The sequence below is a fragment of the Methylobacterium sp. 1973 genome (assembly GCF_040545035.1).
Taxonomy (GTDB): Bacteria; Pseudomonadota; Alphaproteobacteria; order Rhizobiales; family Beijerinckiaceae; genus Methylobacterium; species Methylobacterium fujisawaense.
In genome coordinates, this window is sequence record NZ_JBEPLA010000001.1 from 89,207 (window position 1) to 106,357 (window position 17,151).

The 17,151-nt window shown below is 69.5% G+C and carries 17 protein-coding genes; 8 read left to right on the forward strand and 9 right to left on the reverse strand.

The window, feature by feature from the left end; genetic code table 11:
- Window positions 1-179: 179 nt before the first annotated feature.
- The gene (locus ABIC70_RS00450; protein WP_010682786.1) at window positions 180-389 is read right to left on the reverse strand and encodes a cold-shock protein; all 210 of its coding nucleotides are present in this window, start codon (window positions 387-389) and stop codon (window positions 180-182) included.
- A gap of 317 nt (window positions 390-706) precedes the next feature.
- Between ABIC70_RS00450 and ABIC70_RS00455 the strand changes: the two genes are divergently transcribed.
- On the forward strand, window positions 707-1,096 hold the full coding sequence (locus ABIC70_RS00455) for a hypothetical protein (protein ID WP_043353095.1): 390 nt from the start codon (window positions 707-709) through the stop codon (window positions 1,094-1,096).
- Between the two features lie 7 nt (window positions 1,097-1,103).
- On the opposite strand, the gene ABIC70_RS00460 is transcribed toward ABIC70_RS00455, so the two are convergent.
- Window positions 1,104-1,307: a hypothetical protein gene (locus ABIC70_RS00460; protein WP_043353093.1), complete on the reverse strand. Its 204-nt coding sequence runs from the start codon at window positions 1,305-1,307 to the stop codon at window positions 1,104-1,106.
- A gap of 166 nt (window positions 1,308-1,473) precedes the next feature.
- Here ABIC70_RS00460 and ABIC70_RS00465 point away from each other — a divergent pair, with 166 nt between their 5' ends.
- Entirely contained in the window at window positions 1,474-2,052 is a 579-nt protein-coding gene (locus ABIC70_RS00465; RefSeq protein ID WP_043382680.1) for a type 1 glutamine amidotransferase domain-containing protein, read from the forward strand.
- A gap of 36 nt (window positions 2,053-2,088) precedes the next feature.
- On the opposite strand, the gene ABIC70_RS00470 is transcribed toward ABIC70_RS00465, so the two are convergent.
- Window positions 2,089-3,744 (reverse strand): calcineurin-like phosphoesterase C-terminal domain-containing protein, encoded by a 1,656-nt coding sequence (locus tag ABIC70_RS00470; protein ID WP_354438581.1) that lies wholly within the window; start codon window positions 3,742-3,744, stop codon window positions 2,089-2,091.
- 215 nt (window positions 3,745-3,959) lie between these two features.
- Window positions 3,960-5,258, reverse strand: coding sequence for a L,D-transpeptidase family protein (locus ABIC70_RS00475; RefSeq protein ID WP_043760317.1), 1,299 nt, complete (start codon window positions 5,256-5,258; stop codon window positions 3,960-3,962).
- A gap of 229 nt (window positions 5,259-5,487) precedes the next feature.
- Here ABIC70_RS00475 and ABIC70_RS00480 point away from each other — a divergent pair, with 229 nt between their 5' ends.
- The 5 genes from ABIC70_RS00480 (at window position 5,488) to rcdA (ending at window position 10,269) form a co-directional block, all read left to right on the forward strand.
- Window positions 5,488-5,865 carry a hypothetical protein gene (locus ABIC70_RS00480; protein WP_354438583.1) on the forward strand — a complete coding sequence of 126 codons (378 nt, stop codon included), beginning with the start codon at window positions 5,488-5,490 and terminating at the stop codon, window positions 5,863-5,865.
- 42 nt (window positions 5,866-5,907) lie between these two features.
- Window positions 5,908-6,882, forward strand: a complete 975-nt coding sequence (locus ABIC70_RS00485) for a copper chaperone PCu(A)C domain-containing protein (protein ID WP_354438584.1) — start codon at window positions 5,908-5,910, stop codon at window positions 6,880-6,882.
- A 145-nt stretch (window positions 6,883-7,027) separates the two neighbouring features.
- A complete protein-coding gene (locus ABIC70_RS00490; RefSeq protein WP_043353080.1) occupies window positions 7,028-7,360 on the forward strand; it encodes a DUF2946 family protein in 333 nt (110 codons plus the stop codon).
- A 44-nt stretch (window positions 7,361-7,404) separates the two neighbouring features.
- Window positions 7,405-9,543 (forward strand): TonB-dependent receptor family protein, encoded by a 2,139-nt coding sequence (locus ABIC70_RS00495; protein ID WP_354438586.1) that lies wholly within the window; start codon window positions 7,405-7,407, stop codon window positions 9,541-9,543.
- A gap of 195 nt (window positions 9,544-9,738) precedes the next feature.
- Entirely contained in the window at window positions 9,739-10,269 is a 531-nt protein-coding gene (gene rcdA / locus ABIC70_RS00500; protein WP_043353077.1) for a protease adaptor protein RcdA, read from the forward strand.
- Between the two features lie 12 nt (window positions 10,270-10,281).
- Here rcdA and ABIC70_RS00505 read toward each other — a convergent pair whose 3' ends face one another.
- Complete coding sequence (locus tag ABIC70_RS00505; RefSeq protein ID WP_274926253.1) at window positions 10,282-11,643, reverse strand: diguanylate cyclase domain-containing protein; 1,362 nt, start codon at window positions 11,641-11,643, stop codon at window positions 10,282-10,284.
- 298 nt (window positions 11,644-11,941) lie between these two features.
- Window positions 11,942-12,190: a 50S ribosomal protein L31 gene (gene rpmE / locus ABIC70_RS00510; protein ID WP_012322259.1), complete on the reverse strand. Its 249-nt coding sequence runs from the start codon at window positions 12,188-12,190 to the stop codon at window positions 11,942-11,944.
- Between the two features lie 240 nt (window positions 12,191-12,430).
- Between rpmE and ABIC70_RS00515 the strand changes: the two genes are divergently transcribed.
- Window positions 12,431-14,275, forward strand: coding sequence for an ABC transporter transmembrane domain-containing protein (locus ABIC70_RS00515; protein WP_354438588.1), 1,845 nt, complete (start codon window positions 12,431-12,433; stop codon window positions 14,273-14,275).
- 40 nt (window positions 14,276-14,315) lie between these two features.
- Here the strand turns inward: ABIC70_RS00515 and ABIC70_RS00520 are convergent, their stop codons facing one another.
- The 3 genes from ABIC70_RS00520 to ABIC70_RS00530 form a co-directional block, all read right to left on the reverse strand.
- Window positions 14,316-14,831: a methyl-accepting chemotaxis protein gene (locus ABIC70_RS00520; protein ID WP_342143624.1), complete on the reverse strand. Its 516-nt coding sequence runs from the start codon at window positions 14,829-14,831 to the stop codon at window positions 14,316-14,318.
- Between the two features lie 280 nt (window positions 14,832-15,111).
- Window positions 15,112-16,125: a peptidoglycan -binding protein gene (locus ABIC70_RS00525; RefSeq protein ID WP_043352140.1), complete on the reverse strand. Its 1,014-nt coding sequence runs from the start codon at window positions 16,123-16,125 to the stop codon at window positions 15,112-15,114.
- Window positions 16,125-17,105: a MotA/TolQ/ExbB proton channel family protein gene (locus tag ABIC70_RS00530; protein ID WP_043382654.1), complete on the reverse strand. Its 981-nt coding sequence runs from the start codon at window positions 17,103-17,105 to the stop codon at window positions 16,125-16,127. The genes ABIC70_RS00525 and ABIC70_RS00530 overlap by 1 nt, the downstream gene beginning before the upstream one ends.
- Window positions 17,106-17,151 lie beyond the last annotated feature (46 nt).

A 17,151-nucleotide genomic window follows, 5' to 3' on the forward strand; every position in this document is an offset into this window, starting at 1 on the left:
CCGGCGTCGTTTCTGGGATATTGCCTCCGACGCGACCCGGACCGGGCGATCTTGCCCGGAATGGCAGCGTCGGAAGGGGGAACCGCTTCGGGCGGCCGCTTCGCGCGTCATGCGCGCCTTTCACCTGTACCGGCTGGCGCAAGGAAAGCCGCGTGAGGCGCCTTCAAATCCTGCGACGGTCAGGCCGCCTGCAGGTTGCCGGCGGCGTCCTTGCCGCTGCGCTTGTCCGTGAGGATCTCGTAAGTGATCCGCTGGCCTTCGATCAGGTTGCGCATCCCGGCGCGCTCGACTGCCGAGATGTGGACGAACACGTCCTTGCCGCCATCGTCGGGCTGGATGAAACCGTAGCCCTTGGTCTCATTGAACCACTTTACAGTGCCGGTATTCACGTAGTGTACCTCGTTCGTCCATAGGCCATCGGCGCGGCACGAGGGCCGCGTGATGCACCACGGTCTTTCTGGATTTGGCCAGTGCGGCGGGGCGCGAGTCGCTGAACCTTGAGCAGCGTCAGCCTCGGTGGAAAAGCCCCCCGAGGACGTATTTAAGCGCAGGCTGCGGCCGCAACAAGGCATGAGCGGCGTATCATCTGCGTCGCAGGCCGGGATCGGGAGGCGGCCGAGAGGCCCCGCCCCCTGTGATTCCGGGCGTTCACGATGCATATACGGAATGCGCTCAAGCAGTTAAGGCGCGTGGCTCTGGACGATACATGGCAGGCATCTCGGTCTCGCTGGACGGTGCGAACATCCAGCTGTCCTTCCAGAAGGACGATCAGGCGACGGCAGTGGTGATGGATGCCCGCGCCGCCCGGGCACTGGTGCGCGCCGTCGGGCAACTTCTGACGGCGATCGACGACACGGACGAGCCCGACATGGCCGACGAGATGGGCGACGAAGAGGTCGCCATGCTCGACGTGACGTCGTCCGCGATCGAGATCGGCACCGATGACGAAGGCCAGGCCGTGGTCGCCCTCCAGGCCGGCGCGCTACCGCCCTTCCAGCTTCGCCTCACGGACGAAGAGGCCCGCCACGTGGTGACGAGCCTCTCCGAAATCCTCAGCGCGCCGCGCGACGTGCGAACCTCGCACGGCGGTCACTGACAGCATTTCACATGCGGGTGCCGGGATCGGTCGGCGTGCCCGGGAAGACATCGGGTTCGGAGCCCGGGCCGCCGGGCTCTCCGATCCCCGGATCGTTCACCGGATAAGGCGTGCGCGGACCGGTCGGACCGATATCGGGCTCCTCATCGGGCGCCGGCGGGGGCGGCGGCAGGTCGCCGGGCGTGGGCTCGGGAAGACCGGGATTGGCCATGACGCGACTCCTGGCGGTTGGGGTGGTGACCAACGGGTCGCCCTCGCGGGAGTTCCGTTGACCGCACCGACATCCGGTTTGGGACGCGGCCGGGCGGCCGAGGGCCGCAGGAACAGGGCGAACGACCCTCCGTTAGCCGGGCAGATCCCCAAAGAGGACACCCGCCATGCCCGACATCCGCCAAGCCAAGATCCTGATCCTCGCCACCGACGGCTTCGAGGAGAGCGAATTGACCGTCCCGCAGGCCAAGCTGGCCCAGGCCGGCGCCACCGTGACCGTCGCCGCCCCGCAATCGCGCCAGAGCAAGGGTACGATCCGCGGCTGGGACAAGACCGACTGGGGCAAGGAGGTCGCGGTCGATACCGATCTGGAGCAGGTCGATCCCGCATCCTATGACGCCCTGGTCCTGCCGGGTGGTCAGATCAACCCGGACAAGCTCCGGTTGGAGCCCCGGGCGCTCGACGTGATCAGGAGCTTCCTCACATCCGGCAAGGTCGTGGCCGCGATCTGCCACGCCCCGTGGCTGCTGATCGAGACCGGCGCGGCCAAGGGCCGCGATCTGACCTCGTTCAGCTCGATCCGGACCGACGTGATCAATGCCGGCGGCCGCTGGCACGACAAGGAAGTCGTGACCGATCACGGCATCGTCACCAGCCGCAACCCGGGCGACCTCGACGCCTTCTGCGCGAAGGTCATCGAGGAGATCCAGGAGGGTGGCCACGGCGCCCGCCAGCTGGCAGCGTGACCCGCACGGGCGCCGCCGAGCACGCGGCGCCCGGATTCAGCCGCGGCTGCGCTCGCCGGTGATTTCCAGCACCGTGCAGCCGCGGATCGGGCGGCCGTACTCGTCCGTCCCCTCCACGATTACCCGGTGGGCCCCCGGGGCGAGATCGTCCGGAAGCCGCGCCGTCCAGATGTGGGTCGAGGGCGTCGCCTTCACCCAGCTTTTCTTGGTCTCCGGGTAGCGCTCGTAGAGCTCGGTGACGAACGGGTCGAGGCGGCGGGTGCGCGCCATCGGTCGGGCCGGCGCCTCGCCGATCCGGAACGCGAGGTGCGTACGCGGGCCGCCGTCGAACACGTTCACCACCAGGGTCGTGTCGGGGAGCGCGTCCTGCGGCACCGGCGGCCGGAGGCCCTGCACGGGCCGGGTCCAGCGCACCACCTCCGGCGCGCCGGCCCGCAACTCGCTTTCGAACAGGATCCGCATGGTCTCGTCCGGCTGACCCTGCGCGGCGACGTAGCGCGACGTGTAGTCGGCGCCGCGGATCGACAGGACGTGGAACCCGTTGGGCGTGCCGTCGCGGCTGTCGGCGGAGGGGATGCCGGTGCGGGCGTCGGGACCGCTCCACCACGAACCCGAGACGGCGGTCAGCACGTGATGGTGGTGCCCGTCGGCGAGGTAATGGTGCTCGGTCGTGTGGGTATGGCCGGCGAGGCTCAGAACCTTGCGGCCGGCGAGCAGCTCGAGGAGCGCGGCGCGGTCGGTGGTGGTGTTGCGCGGATCGTCCGGCGCGGTGTCGGTGTGCAGCGGAATGTGCATGGCCAGCACGATCAGGTCGTCCCGGGGCATCTCGGCCAGGAGGTTGCGCAGGAAGGTGAGGCTGCGTTCGCCGATCCGGCCTCGATAGGTGTTGGCGCCCACCGGCACGGGCGGCCCGAGCCACTCGACGTTGTCGAGCATCACGAACCACGCCCGGCCGTGCCGGAACGCGTAGGTCGGCGCGCCGAACACCCGCTTCCACGTCTCGCGGCTGTAGCGCGCGTCCGGCGCCTGCATGTTGAGGTCGTGATTGCCCGGCAGATTGTACCAGGGCAGACCGATCCGCCCGACGATGCGGTTGGACCGCCCGTAGAGCGACAGGTCGTCGAACAGCACGTCGCCGGTGGTCAGGCCGAAGGCCGCCGGGATCGCCATGGCGCGGGCGACCGCCGTGTCCCGCACATGGTCGAGTTCGAACCGGCTCTCGGGCTGGGGATCGGTGAACAGCACGACGTCGAAGTCCGTCGTCTCGTCCACGCGGGTCAGGGTGAAGTCGATCGAGGCCGGGAGCGGCCCGGTGGGCGCGAGCCCGCGATAGCGCAGGCCCAGCTCGGCGGGCGTGCCCCCGGGCTGGTGGATGTAGGAATGGCGCGGCACGTTGTCGGCGTCGCGCGGCAGGGCGTAGCCCGGCGGCTTGATCACGAAGACCGCCCCGTCGCCCGACATCGGCAGGCGGTAGCGGCCCTGATCGTCCGTGCGCACGACCTCGCGACCGTTGGACACCAGCACACCCGGCAACGGAGCCGGGTCCCCGCCGGCCGCATCGCGCGCGGAGACGATCCCGGTGGCCTCGGCGGTCTCCTGCGCGCCGGCCCGGCCCGCGACGAGGCCCAGGGCGGCGGCGCCCGCCATGGTGCTCCGGCGGGTCAGGCCTCCGAGTTGAGTATCGCGCGACATGGATGGCTCCTGCACGGCTTCGCGGCGCGTCGTCTCGCGGGAGGCCGGCAACCGGCATCCTGGACGTAGCGACCCGCGGCCAAGCAGACGCGTTTGACTTCCGGATGACAGAAGCGGCCCCGAACGCACGAGGCCCGCGCCTCGGCGGAGGTGCGGGCCTCGGATCGGGTTCGATGGGCGGGCGCCGCCGGAGGCGGCCGGCGCCCGCGGAACGACTATTCTTCGTCGCCGGGCTCGAAGGTCTGCGGCATCGGCTCGGCGCTGGCGACCGGGGTCGGTGCGCCGATGGTCGAGGGGACGTTCACGCCGTCGCGCTTGTAGATGTCGTCGCGGAACTGGACGATGCCGTCCGGGGTCGACCAGGCGGTGATGTAGGTCCAGTAGACCGGCACCGGCTGGGCGATGTTGGCGTCGACGCGCTTGCCGCTCTCGATCGCCTCCTCGACCTTCTGGCGGTCCCAGCCGGGCGTGTCCTTCAGCAGCCACGTGATGTACTCGCGCACGTTCTGCACACGCACGCAGCCCGAGGAGATGAAGCGGAAGTCGTCGCCGAACACGCCCTTGGTGTTCGTGTCGTGCATGAACACGCCGTAGGGGTTCGGGATGTTGATGCGGACGATGCCCATCGAGTTGAAGTCGGCGCCCGAATCCTGCCGGTAGGTGTAGCGGGTGCCCTCATCCGAGAACCAGTTCACCGACTTCGGCGAGATCTCGGAGCCGTTCGACAGGATCCGGATCTTGTTGTCCGTGAGGTAGTTCGGATCCTTCTGCATCTTCGGGATCAGGTCCTTCTTCACGATGGAAGCCGGGACCGTCCAGGTCGGGTTGAAATTGATCTGCGTCGCCTTGGTGTTCATGATCGGCGACTGGCGGTCGATCTTACCGACGCCTGCGGCGTGGAGCGTCACGACCTGACCGTTCTCGACCGTCTCGACGAGCGCGGCCGGGATGTTGGTGATCACGAAGCGCCGGCCGAGATCGCCCGAGTAGGAGCGCAGGCGCACGACGTTGATCTCGAGCTGGCGGAGGCGCACCTCGGCCGGGACGTTCATGGCCTGCTGGGTGGCCATCGTCATCGCGCCGGTCTGGCTGAGGCCGTGACGAGCCTGGAACCGCTTCACGCCCGCGGCGACGTACGAATCGTACACGCCCGAGCCACCGGCGGCCGGATCGAGGTCGCCGGTGACGATCAGGCGCTGGCGGATGGCCGCCACGGCCGGGCCGCGCGAGCCGACCCGCAGATGGTCGGCGCCGGAAACCTGACGCCAGCCGCCGCGGGCGACGATGTCCTTGTAGCGCTCCACCATCTGCTCGGTGGACGTCACGGTCTGCGGCGAGAGGATCGGAACCGTCTCGCGCTGCACCTGCATACCGGCGGGTGAAGCGTAGTCCTGCGCCCATTCGGCCTGGGCATAGTTGCCCTGATCGCGGGCTTGGGCGGCGCCGAAGCCCAGCGCGCCGAAAGCGGCGACGCTCAGGATTGCGGTGAACCGGTTTTGTGCCTTCTTGCGCATCGGTCGCTGGCTCTGGTCCGGGGTTCGTCAGATCGTGACGGGAGCGGATTGTCTCGTGCGCCACGGTGTCGGGATGGCGTTAAGACTCCCTATCGAAGGGGCCGGAATGTGGCATCGCCGTGCGCCAGCGCACGCAGCGTCCCGGTGCGGCACCCTGGCAACAGCCTAAGGCCGCCCGGTGTGGCAGGGATGCCATAGCGGTCCGGTTCGGACGGTGCGCGGGAGCAGCATGGATACGGGCGAGGCCCTTTCGGATCGACGTGTCGGGCCGGCCCTGCGGGCCGTGATCGCCGTGCTGGCGCTCTACGCCCTGCTGCTCCAGGCCTTCCTCGGCGGCCTGATGCCGTGGCCGGCGACGACCGACGGCCTCTGCGCGCAGCATTCCGACCCGGCGGCCATACCGGAAGCGCCCGTTCCTCACAGCCATGCCGATTGCTGCACGGCGGCCCAGGCCACCGGGCCGGCGCTTCCGCCGCGACCGGCCGTGACCGCACTCCGGTGGGCCGCGGCCGCGGATCTTCATCCGGCCTGGCCCCTCACCGGCAGCGTCGGTGCCCGCGCCCCGCCCGGGACAATTGCCTCCCCCCGGGGGCCGCCGACCGCCTGAGCGATCACCACCTCTCGGATCCCTCAGGACGGATAAACTCCCATGAAGACCCTTGTCTCGGCCGCCCTCGGCCTCGGGCTGCTCGCTTCCGCGGCGCAGGCTCACGCAGTGCTGGAACGCAAGCAGGCCGCCCCCGGCGCCGCGTATCGCGGCGTCGTCCAGATCATGCACGGCTGCAACGGCAAGCCGACCACCCGCGTGAGCGTCAGCATCCCGGAGGGCCTCGTCGGCGCCAAGCCGATGCCGAAGCCCGGCTGGACCCTCGCCACGACGCGCGGCCCCTACGCCAAGACCTACGCGACCCATCACGGCACGGCCTCTGAGGGCGTGACGGCGATCACCTGGAGCGGCGGCTCCCTGCCGGACGACCAGGTCGACGAGTTCACGTTCCTGGCGCAGGTGGCCGACACCTTCGAGCCCGGCGCGACCGTCTACGTCCCGGTCCAGCAGGATTGCTCGGAGGGCGGCTATTCCTGGTCGGAGATCCCCAAGGCCGGCCAGGACGCCCATGACCTGAAGGCGGCGGCACCGTCCTTCCGGATCGTCCAGGTGGCTCAGGCCGGCGGCGCACCGGCCGCGGCGACGCCCGCCGCCGGCTCGACCGTGAAGGCCGGGGACCTGACGATCGAGACGCCGTGGCTGCGCGCCACGCCGAACGGCGCCAAGGTCGCGGGCGGGTATGTGCGCATCACCAATACCGGGAGCACGCCCGACACGCTCACGGGCGCGACGGTGCCCTTTGCCAAGAGCAGCGACATCCACTCCATGTCGATGGAGGGCGGCGTCATGAAGATGGCACCGGTCTCGGACGGCCTGACGATCAAGCCCGGCGAGACCGTGGAGCTCAAGCCCGGCGGCTACCACCTGATGTTCGAGGGTCTCACCGGCGCGCCGAAGGCCGGCGAGACCGTCGCGGGGACGCTCACCTTCCAGCGGGCGGGCGCCGTGCCGGTGACCTTCACGGTGGCCCCGATCGGCGCGGGCGCGCCGAGCGGCCAGCATCAGCACCAGCACTAGCCGCCCGACAGGGAGCATCGGCCGCCGGGCGACCGACGTGAGAAGGGAGAACCCACGAGGCCGGGCCGCCACAGCGCCCGGCCTGCGCGGCCGCGCGGATCGTCGGGACGTTCCCGCACGGTCGGTCCGTGCATGCGCTCGGGTCGTGGCGTTCCTCGCCCTCTACGCCCTGGCGCTGCAGGGCATCCTCGGCGGGATCGCCTCGGCCAATGCGGGACCGGACCATATCCTGTGCCTCGACGATGGCGGCCAAACAGATCGGGCACCGGCCGGCAAGCAGTTGCCGGCTCATCACCACGGGGATTGCTGCGTCGCCTGTCACGCGGCGGGGCCAGCCACCCTCCCCGCGCCCTCGACCGTGACGGCCGTCCCCCTCGCCCGTCCGGTCGCGGCCGCCGGCCCGCGGCCGCAGCGCGTCGCTTTCCCGCGGGCGCCGCCACGTCCCGGTCTCGGAGCCCGCGCCCCACCCGTCGTCTGACCGATCGCCGCCCGCCCCCGATCATCAGACACGGATTCTGCCCCATGCCCCGCCTGTTCCGGGCCGGCCGACGCGCCGCGCTCCTGCTCTCCGCCTGCGCGACGTCGGCCGCAGCGCAACCTCAGTCATCGGCCGCCTCGGTCACCCTGTCCGAACTCAGCGTCGTCGGCGCCGCCGCGACGGACGCTCCGTCGGGCGAGACCCGCGGCTCGCTCTCGGTGCCGAGCGTCGACCGCCAGCGGGCCGCCCTCGCGGGAACCGTCGGGTCCGTGGCCTTCGTCGACGCCGCGACGCTCCAGGACCGCTATGCCAACACGCTCCGCGACGTGCTCAAGGACGTGCCGGGCGTCTACGTGCAGGAGCGCTACGGGCAGGAGCTGCGCCTGTCGGTCCGCGGCTCCGGCATCGCCCGCGCCTTTCACCTGCGCGGCATCGAGCTGCTGCAGGACGGGATCCCGCTCAACCTCGCGGACGGGAGCGGCGACTTCTATCAGGTCGATCCGCTCGCCCTGCGCTCGGTGGAGGTCTACAAGGGTGGCAACGCCCTCACCTTCGGGGCAACGACCCTGGGCGGCGCCGTCAACGTCGTGACGCCCACGGCCTACACGGCGCTGGCGCCCAACATCCTGCGGGTCGATGGCGGCAGCTTCGGCACGATCCGCGAGCAGGCCCAGATGTCCCGCATCGACGGGCCGCTCGACGTGCTGGTCAACGCGACGCTGACCAATTCCGACGGGTTCCGTGCCCACGAGGCGCAGGCCACGAAGAACTTCAACGTCAATATCGGCTACCGGATCGCCCCCGACATCGAGACCCGCTTCTATCTCGGCACCTATCTCACCGACCAGAAGCTCCCGGGCACCCTGACCCTCGGCCAGAGCCTCACGACGCCGACGCTGGCCAATCCCGCCGCCATCTCGGGCAACCAGTCCCGCAAGGTCGAGACGGAGCGCATCGCGAACCGCACCTCGTTCCTCCTCGACGTGGGCAAGCTCGACGTCGACACCTGGGCGATCCACAAGAGCCTGTACCATCCGATCTTCCAGGCGATCGACCAGGATGGCTGGACCTACGGGATCAGCCCGCACTGGGCCGGGACCTTCGATCTCGGCGGCTTCCGCGACGACGTCGTCCTCGGGCTGCGCACCTTCGCGGGCCAGAACTCCGCGCTGCAATTCGTCAATGTCCGCGGACAGCGGGGGGCGCAGACGCTGAATTCCCTCCAAAGCGCGTCGAGCGTCGAGGCCTATGGCGAGAACCGCTTCTGGTTCCTGCCGGACGTGGCGCTGATGACCGGCGCGAAGGCGTTCTCGTCGAACCGGACCTTCAGCGACAAGGGCGGCCTGCCGGGCAACCCGAGGCCGCGCTTCGCCGATGTGACCTACGAGGGGCTCAACCCGAAGGTCGGCCTGCTGTGGCAGCCGCGGCCCGACATCCAGGTCTTCGGCGACGTCGTCCGGTCCCGGGACGTGCCGGATTTCTCCGATCTCGTTCAGCAGAACCTCCTAAGCACCACCTTCGTACCCCTGCGGGCGCAGCGCGCCTGGACCTACGAGGCCGGCGCCCGCGGGCGCTTCGGCCGCCTCGCCTTCGACGTGACGCTCTATCGGTCGGACCTGCGCGACGAGCTGATCAACTTCGCGACCAATCCCGGCCTCAACATTCCGGCCGCCACCTTCAACACGCCCCGCTCCGTCCACCAGGGCGTCGAGGCGGCCGTCACCCTGGACCTCGTCCGCGATCTCGCCGGGACCGGCGACGGGGTCAGCCTGACCCAGATCTGGACCCACAACGACTTCCGGTTCGTCGGCGACCCGGTCTTCGGCAACAACCGCATCGCCGGGATCCCGGCGGACGTGCTGCGGACGGTCCTGAGCTACCGGCACCCGAGCGGCTTCCACGTCGCACCGTCGCTCGACTGGGTCCCGCAGGGCGCCTTCGCGGATCACGCCAACACCTTGCGGGTGCCGGGCTACGTCCTGCTCGGCGTCGAGGCCGGCATCGATTTCGCCGACGGCGTCGCCCTGTTCGTGGATGCCCGCAATCTCACGAATGCCCGCTACGTCTCGGACATCGCCGTGGTCGCCAACGCCGCCGCGACGGCCGGCGGAGCGGGCGCGCTGGCGGCGTTCTATCCCGGCAGCGGCCGCAGCGTCTTCGGAGGGATCCGGGCCGCGTTCTGAGGCGTTCTCCGCCGCCGGACCCGAAACCCTTCTCCCAACCCTTCTCCAGGCATCGGACGGCGGGTTAAGGTTAAAAAAACATGAACCCTGCTGTTCGGGCCAATCGGCGCTAGGATTGCGGTGTCGTCCGAAAGCCAAGGACGGAGCGTCCCGGATCGGAACGAGCCGGGCCGTCGGACGGCACAGGAGAGGCAGATGAACGGCTTCGATGTCACGTTTCGGGACGATCAGGACTGGATCGATTTCGGCAGGTCCTACGTCAACTCGGACGCCTTCAAGGCGCTGTTCCGCGACGGGATGACCCTGGTCGAGGAGACCGCCGCCTATCTCGACGGCGAAGGCCGCGACGAGTCGCGTCTGGTCTCCCGCGACGCGACCCTCAGCTACGCGGCCGAGAGCATGCGCCTGACCACGCTGCTGATGCAGATCGCCTCGTGGCTCTTGGTGCAGCGCGCGGTCGCTGAAGGCGAGATGACCCCGGCGGAAGCCCTTCAGGAGAAGCACCGGGTCAAGCTCGGCACGGCGGAGCCGCCGAAGCAGCAGGATTTCAACCTGCTGCCGATGCGTCTCCAGCAGCTGATCGTGCGCGCCCGGCGCCTGCACAGCCGCATCCTGCACCTCGACGCGCTGATCGCCGAGGACCGGCCGACCCCGGTCCCCGTCGAGAGCCCGGTGGCCCAGCAGCAGGGCCTGCTGCGGATGGCGTTCCGGATGGCCGAGGGCTGATCGCCTGAGGCCTCAGCCCGCGAATCGGAAGGTGTTCCGGCCCTGGGCCTTCGCACGGTACAGGGCGCGGTCCGCGCTGTTGTAGAGGCTCAGCGGATCGTGGCCGTCGGCGGGCGCCAGGGCGATCCCGACGCTGAGGCTCACCGAGAGGGTATGCCCCTCGAGCTCGATCGGCTGCTCCACGGTGCCGATCAGGCGCTCGGCGAGGGCGGAAGCGCTCTCGGGCTGCTCGGCCTCGGTCTGGATGATCACGAACTCGTCGCCCCCGATCCGCGCCAGCATGTCTTCCGTGCGGATGACGGCCTGAAGTCGGGCTGCGACGATCCGGAGCAGCGCGTCGCCGACCGAGTGGCCGTGGGTGTCGTTCACGGCCTTGAAGCGGTCGATGTCCAGGCAGAACAGCGCGAAGGTGGCGCCGTGCCGGCGGACACGGGCAATCTCCGCGTCCAGACGGTCGTGGAACAGCGTTCGATTGGCGAGCCCGGTCAGGGGATCGTGGCACGCCATGTGGGCGATCTTCGCCTCGGCCTCCTTACGGGCGGTGATGTCCAGGCTGAGACCGACGACCGCGGTGACGGCACCGGCCGCGTCGGTCTCCACCTGCCCGAGGCCGGTGATCCAGCGCACCCGGCCATCCGGCAGGAGAACGCGGAAATCCGTGACGACTTTCGTTCGCCCGGCAATGGCCGCCCCGAGATCCCGCAAGGTCCGCTCGGCATCGTCGGGATGGATACGCGGTCGCCAGTCGCGCTCGACGTCGATCTCGATGGGCTGGTCGCCGAAGCCGTGGTGACGCGCCATCTGCTCCGAGAGCTGGGCGCGCCCCGTCCGGACACAGTAGCGCCAGGTTCCGGCATCGGCGGCCTGCAGGGCGAGATCGAGAAGCAGCGTCTTCTCGGCGAGCTGCTCGTTGGCCATGCGCAGGCTGGTCTCACGCTGGAGCTCGACCATGAGCCGCCGCGTGGATTGCGCCAACGCCGCGTTGGCGTCCGAGGCCCGCCGCATCCTCTCGATGAGGATCAGGTTGATGCCCACGACGATCCCGAACAGGATCAGGGCGATGGCGGCCGACGATGCGCCCGTGGCTGGAAGGTTCGACGGCAGCACGGCGTACCACACGGCCACGCCCGATAGGATCGTGCAGACGAGTGCCGGACCGAGACCGCAGAAATAGGCGGTGAGGATGACCGCGGGATAGAAGGTGATGAACGGAAGGCCGGGCGGAAGCGCCGCACGCGCAGCCAGCGCGCAGAGCACCGCGGCAATCGCGATGGCGTAGCCGTAACGTGCCGCCCGCGGCTCGCGGCGCTCGATCGAGAGAGTCCGGTCGACGTTTGCGCGGTCGACATGCTCTATCGACGGAGCCCCACTCATCGTTGCAACCGTTCCCTGACGCAGAAACCCCGCCCGCGACGGCAGCCGCGCTGCCTCTGGTCAGATCGCGCTCGATCTCCCTATGTTTTTCTCCGCAAAAAATCAATAATTCTTAAGTCTAAGTCCAAAAACAACTTGCGCGAGAAGTCTCCACTCCGAACTGAAGACCATCCGCCGGACAGGACCATGCGCCCCGCTGTGCGAGGACGTGCGCTGGGCAGCGCGCACGAAAACGGGCGGCCCCGAAACGAGACCGCCCGCCTGATTGCGCGATTCGCGTGAGCGAGGTGTTCGGGACTCAGCGCTTGCCGAGATTGCCGAAGCGCGAGTTGAAGCGCGACACCCGGCCGCCGCGATCGAGCATCTTCTGCTCACCGCCGGTCCAGGCCGGATGGGTCAGCGGATCGATGTCGAGATTGAGGGTGTCGCCCTCCTTCCCGTAGGTCGAACGGGTCTGGTACTCGGTACCGTCCGTCATCACGACCTTGATGAAGTGGTAATCGGGGTGCTCGGTCCCCTTGGCCTTTGCGGCCGCGTCCTTCGCCATGACCTTGGTCCCTGTCTGGCACGCCGGCGGGAAGCGCAGGAGGCGCCGCCCGGCCCGGAATGCGGAAGATATCACCGGTTGCACCGAACCATGGGTTCGTGGCAACGGCACGTCCAAGCCGACCGTGGTGGCGGCCCGCGGCCATTGAACACACGCAATCGGATGAGCGGCGGCCTATACCGCAGCCGCTCCCCGGTCACAAGCGCCGCGGACCGGGACAAAGAAAACACGTGAGGCGTGATGGCCCGTAAGACCAAGGCGGCCGCGGATGGCCGACCCAAAGCCCCGCTGAGCGCCCTCCGGCCGCTCATCCCCTTCGCCCTGCGCTACCGCGTGCGGATCGCCGCGGGCCTGATCGCCCTCGTCTGCGCCTCCGCCTCGACGCTGGTCGTGCCGATCGCCATGCGTCGGGTCATCGACCACGGGTTCACCGCCGACGGTTCGGGGGTGATCGATGCCTATTTCCTGGCTCTGCTCGGCGTCGTCGCGGCCTTCGCGCTGTCGAGCGCGGCCCGCGTCTACACGGTGGTGTCCCTGGGCGAGCGGGTGGTCGCGGATCTCCGCAGCGCGGTCTTCGCCCGGCTGACCCTGCTCGACCCCGCCTTCTTCGACCGGTCGCAATCCGGCGAGATCGTCTCCCGGCTCACCGCGGACGCGACGCAGATCAAGTCGGCCTTCGGGGTCTCGGTCTCGATCCTGCTGCGCAACCTGTTCCTGTTCGTGGGCGCCACGGCCATGATGGTCGTGACGAGCCCGCGCCTGTCCGTGATGGTGCTGGCCGCAATCCCCATCATCGTCTTCCCGCTGATCGTCTCGGGCCGCGGCGTGCGGCGGCGATCCCGTGCGGCCCAGGACCGCCTCGCCGATGCCTCCGCGTACGCGGCCGAGGCCGTCGGGGCGGTGCGCACCATGCAGGCCTTCGGCCGCTCGGCCGCGACGGCGGCCCGGTTCGCCGCAGCCTCCGAGGAGGCCTACCTGGCCGCCCGCGCCTCGATCCGCGCCCGGGCCCTGCTCACGGGGGTCGCGATCTTCCTGATCTCGGCCTCGGTTGTCGGGGTGATGTGGTACGGCGCCCAGGGCGTCCTCAATCACACGATGACGGGCGGCGAACTCTCGCAATTCGTGCTCTACGCCGTGTTCGGCGCGGGCGCCCTCGGCCAGCTCTCCGAGGTCTACGGCGACCTCGCCATGTCGGCCGGGGCGGCCGAGCGGCTCACCGAGATCCTCGCAGCCGAACCCGCAATTCGCGCGCCGTCGCCCGTCATGGCGCTTCCCGAGCCTGCGCGGGGTGCGGTGTCGTTCGAGGAAGTGCGCTTCGCCTATCCGACCCGACCGGAACATGCCGCCCTGGGCGGGTTGAGCTTCACGGCCGCACCCGGCGAGCGCATCGCCATCGTGGGCCCGTCCGGCGCCGGCAAATCGACGGTGTTCCAGCTGCTGCTGCGCTTCTACGATCCGCAGAGCGGCCGGATCCTGGTGGATGGCACGGACATCGCCCGGGTCGACCCCGAGCACCTGCGTTCCCGCATCGCCCTGGTCCCGCAGGACCCGGTGGTGTTCTCCGGGACCGTCACCGAGAATATCCGTTACGGCCGACCGGAGGCCGGCGAGGCGGAGGTCCGGCGCGCGGCCGAACTCGCCAACGCGCACGGTTTCGTCACGGCGCTGCCGCAGGGCTACGCCACCCAGGTCGGCGAGCGCGGCGTGACCCTCTCCGGCGGTCAGAGGCAGCGCATCGCCATCGCGCGGGCAATCCTCAAGGACGCGCCGATCCTCCTCCTCGACGAGGCGACATCGGCGCTGGATGCCGAGTCCGAGCGCGCGGTCCAGGCCGCCCTCGCCACGCTGATGCAGGGCCGCACCACGCTGGTGATCGCCCACCGACTCGCGACGATCCGCGCCGCGGACCGCATCCTGGTCCTCGACGACGGCCGAATCGTCGAGACCGGAACCCATGAAAGCCTTCTGGCGCAGGGTGCGCTCTACGCCCAGCTCGCGAACCTGCAATTCACCGATGCGCTGGACGAAACGGCACGGGGCAAGGAGCCCCGCAGCCGCGGCGAGCGCCTGCCGGTCGCGGACTAGCCGGAGCGGGTTCGGACATCGCCGCGACGACCGGCGCCGCTCACTGGGCGGAGGCCTGCGCGACGCGGCGATGACGATGCCCAGCCCCGCCCTGCGCCCGCTCCGCCGCGGCCTGGATCAGGCCGACCTGCGCGACGATCGTATCCGTCGCCCGTGCCATCTGACCGGCCAGATCTTTGACGTCCGCGGCGGCGACCGCGAAGCCCTTCCCCTCCCCGCCGTCACGGACCGCCTCGATTGCGGCCCGGAGTGCCATGAGGCTCGTCTGACCGGCGATGCTTGCGAGGAGGCCGGTCGCCTGGTCGGCCACAGCCTCACCCGCGTCCGCCGCGCCGGCAACCCTCGCGCTCGCCTGCATTTGCATCAGCCCGTCCTCGAAGACCCGCACGGCCGCCGCGATCGCGCCGGCCTCGTCATGCGGCTCCTGGTCACCCAGACACTCCATCGTATCGCGGCCCACCGGAGGGCGTCGAGCGGCGTGCCCGTCCGTGGCCGGACCGGGCAGATGGCTGACGTCGCGCCGAGCGGCGTTCGGGAACAGGTTGAGCTTCGACATCGATGACACTCCCCGGATCGCCGGCACCCTGGAGCATCAAAGATAACGAGAGGTTAAATCGATGGTCCGTCAAGACGGCCGCGAATGAACCGCAAATACAGGAGGCAAAACACGCTTCGATGATAGCATGTAAAAATTATACAGATTGAATTGGACACAAATTTTGCGTCTTTATAGCCCTCTTCGACCGGGAAGACTGGGCGATCCCGACCTCGCCGGGGGAGCCGGCTCAGATCCTGCGGCCGGATGCGCCTGAGGCCACCGGGTGGGCCGCGCAGCCCTACCGCTCGGTGAGCTTCATCTCGATCCGGCGATTGCGGGCGTAGGCCTCCTCGGTCGCCCCGGCCTCGAGAGGCTGGAATTCGCCGAAGGCACCCGCCAGGAGATGCTGCGGCGGGATCCCCTTGCCGGCGAGGTACTGGACCACCGCGATGGCGCGCGCCGCCGAGAGCGACCAGTTCGACGGGAATTGCGACGTGCTGATCGGGCGCGCATCGGTGTGTCCATCCACCCGCAGGACCCAGGGCAGATCCGCCGGGATCTGCTTGGCGAGATCCGAGATGGCCCCGGCGATGCGGTCGAGTTCCGGCCCGGCCTCAGGCTTGAGGGTCGCGGAGCCGCCCGGAAACAGCACCTCGGATTGCAGCACGAACCGGTCGCCGACCACGCGGATGTCGGGCCGGTTACCGAGGATCTGGCGCAGGCGGCCGAAGAAGTCGGACCGGTAGCGGGCCAGTTCCTGAACTTTCTGTGCGAGGGCGACGTTCAGCCGGCTGCCGAGTTCGGCGATCCGCGCCTGGGATTCCCGGTCGCGGCTCTCGGAGGCCGAGAGGGCGTCCTCCAGGGCAGCGAGCTGCCGGCGCATGGCGCTGATCTGCTCGTTCAGCAGGTCGATCTGAGACAGCGCCCGCTTCGTCGCCCCGCGTTCGGCCTCCAGCTGCTTGTCGAGCGTACCCGCGGCGCCCTGGCTGACGGTCGCGGCCTCGGCCTGCACCTTGGCCCGGTCGCGCTCGGCCTCGACGCCGGCGAGGGTCGTGCGGAGGTTCCGCGCCTCCTCCTCCTGATTCCGGCGGTTCGTCCGCTCCAAAGCGAGCAGATCGGTGAGGTCGGAGATCTGGCGGTTGAGCTTGGCCAGCGTCTCGTCCCGGCCGGTCAGCTCCTGCGACAGGAAGAACTGCCCCACCACGAACACCGTGAGCAGGAAGACCACCGAGAGGAGCAGCGTCGCCAGCGCGTCGACGTAGCCGGGCCAGACATTGAGTGTGCGCCGGGTCCGCGTCGCCGTGGAGGCCACTAGACGCGCTCCCGGCCCAGCCGGTCGAGCACCTGCTTCAGCTCGCGCTCACGGCTGGCCTGCGCCTCCACCCAGTCGCGGATCATCTGCTGCTCGGCGCGCATGTGCTGGACGAGACCTTGGATGCCCTCGGCGAGATTGGTCATCGCCTGCGTCGCCGCGCGGCTCCCGCCGCCCTCGGCCACCAGAGCCGTCAGGCGGTCGACGGCGTCCTTCAATTCCTGCGTGCCCGCGGCAGGCCGCACCGCCGCGACGGTCGCCACGGCCTCAGGCGCGGTCGCGCCGGACATCAGCCAGTCCTGCAATTCGTTGTGGAACCGGGCATGGGCCTGCCCCGCCTGCAGTTCCAGGAAGCCGGTGATCAGAGACGAGGCCAAGCCGAACAGCGAGGCCGAGAAGGCCAGGCCGATGCCTGAGAGCGGCACCGCAAGACCGGATTTCAGTTCGTCGAACATCACGCCGGCATCGCCGCCACCGCGCATACCCTTGATGACGCCGCCCACCGCCGACAGCGTATCGATGAGGCCCCAGAAGGTCCCGAGCAGGCCGAGTAGGATCAGGATGCCGGCGATGTAGCGCAGGATGTCGCGGCCCTCGTCGAGGCGCACCGCGATCGTGTCCAGATAGCCGGTGGTGCCCGGCAGGGTGGCGCCTCCAGCCCGCGCGGCGATCATCGGCGCCATCGGCGCCAGCAGGGCCGGCGGCCGTTTCACCGGCCCGCCGTTGGCGACGGCGTTGACGTAGGCGGTCTCGCGGAAGAGCCGCACAACCTGACCGAAGGCGATCAGGACCGCGATCAGCAACACCCCGAGGATGAGACCGTTGAGTCCGGGATTGGCCAGGAAGGCCGGGGTGATCTGCCTGAACAGGATGAAGGCCAGGAAGCCCACCAGGATCAAGAAGATGACCATGCGCCCGAGATAGATCCCGGGTTGTGCCAGCGGCCCCTTGTTAACGTCGCCGGTTTCTCGGGCGGCCATCCGTCGCTCTAACCTGATCTCATTACGCGGCAGCCGGATGCCGGCG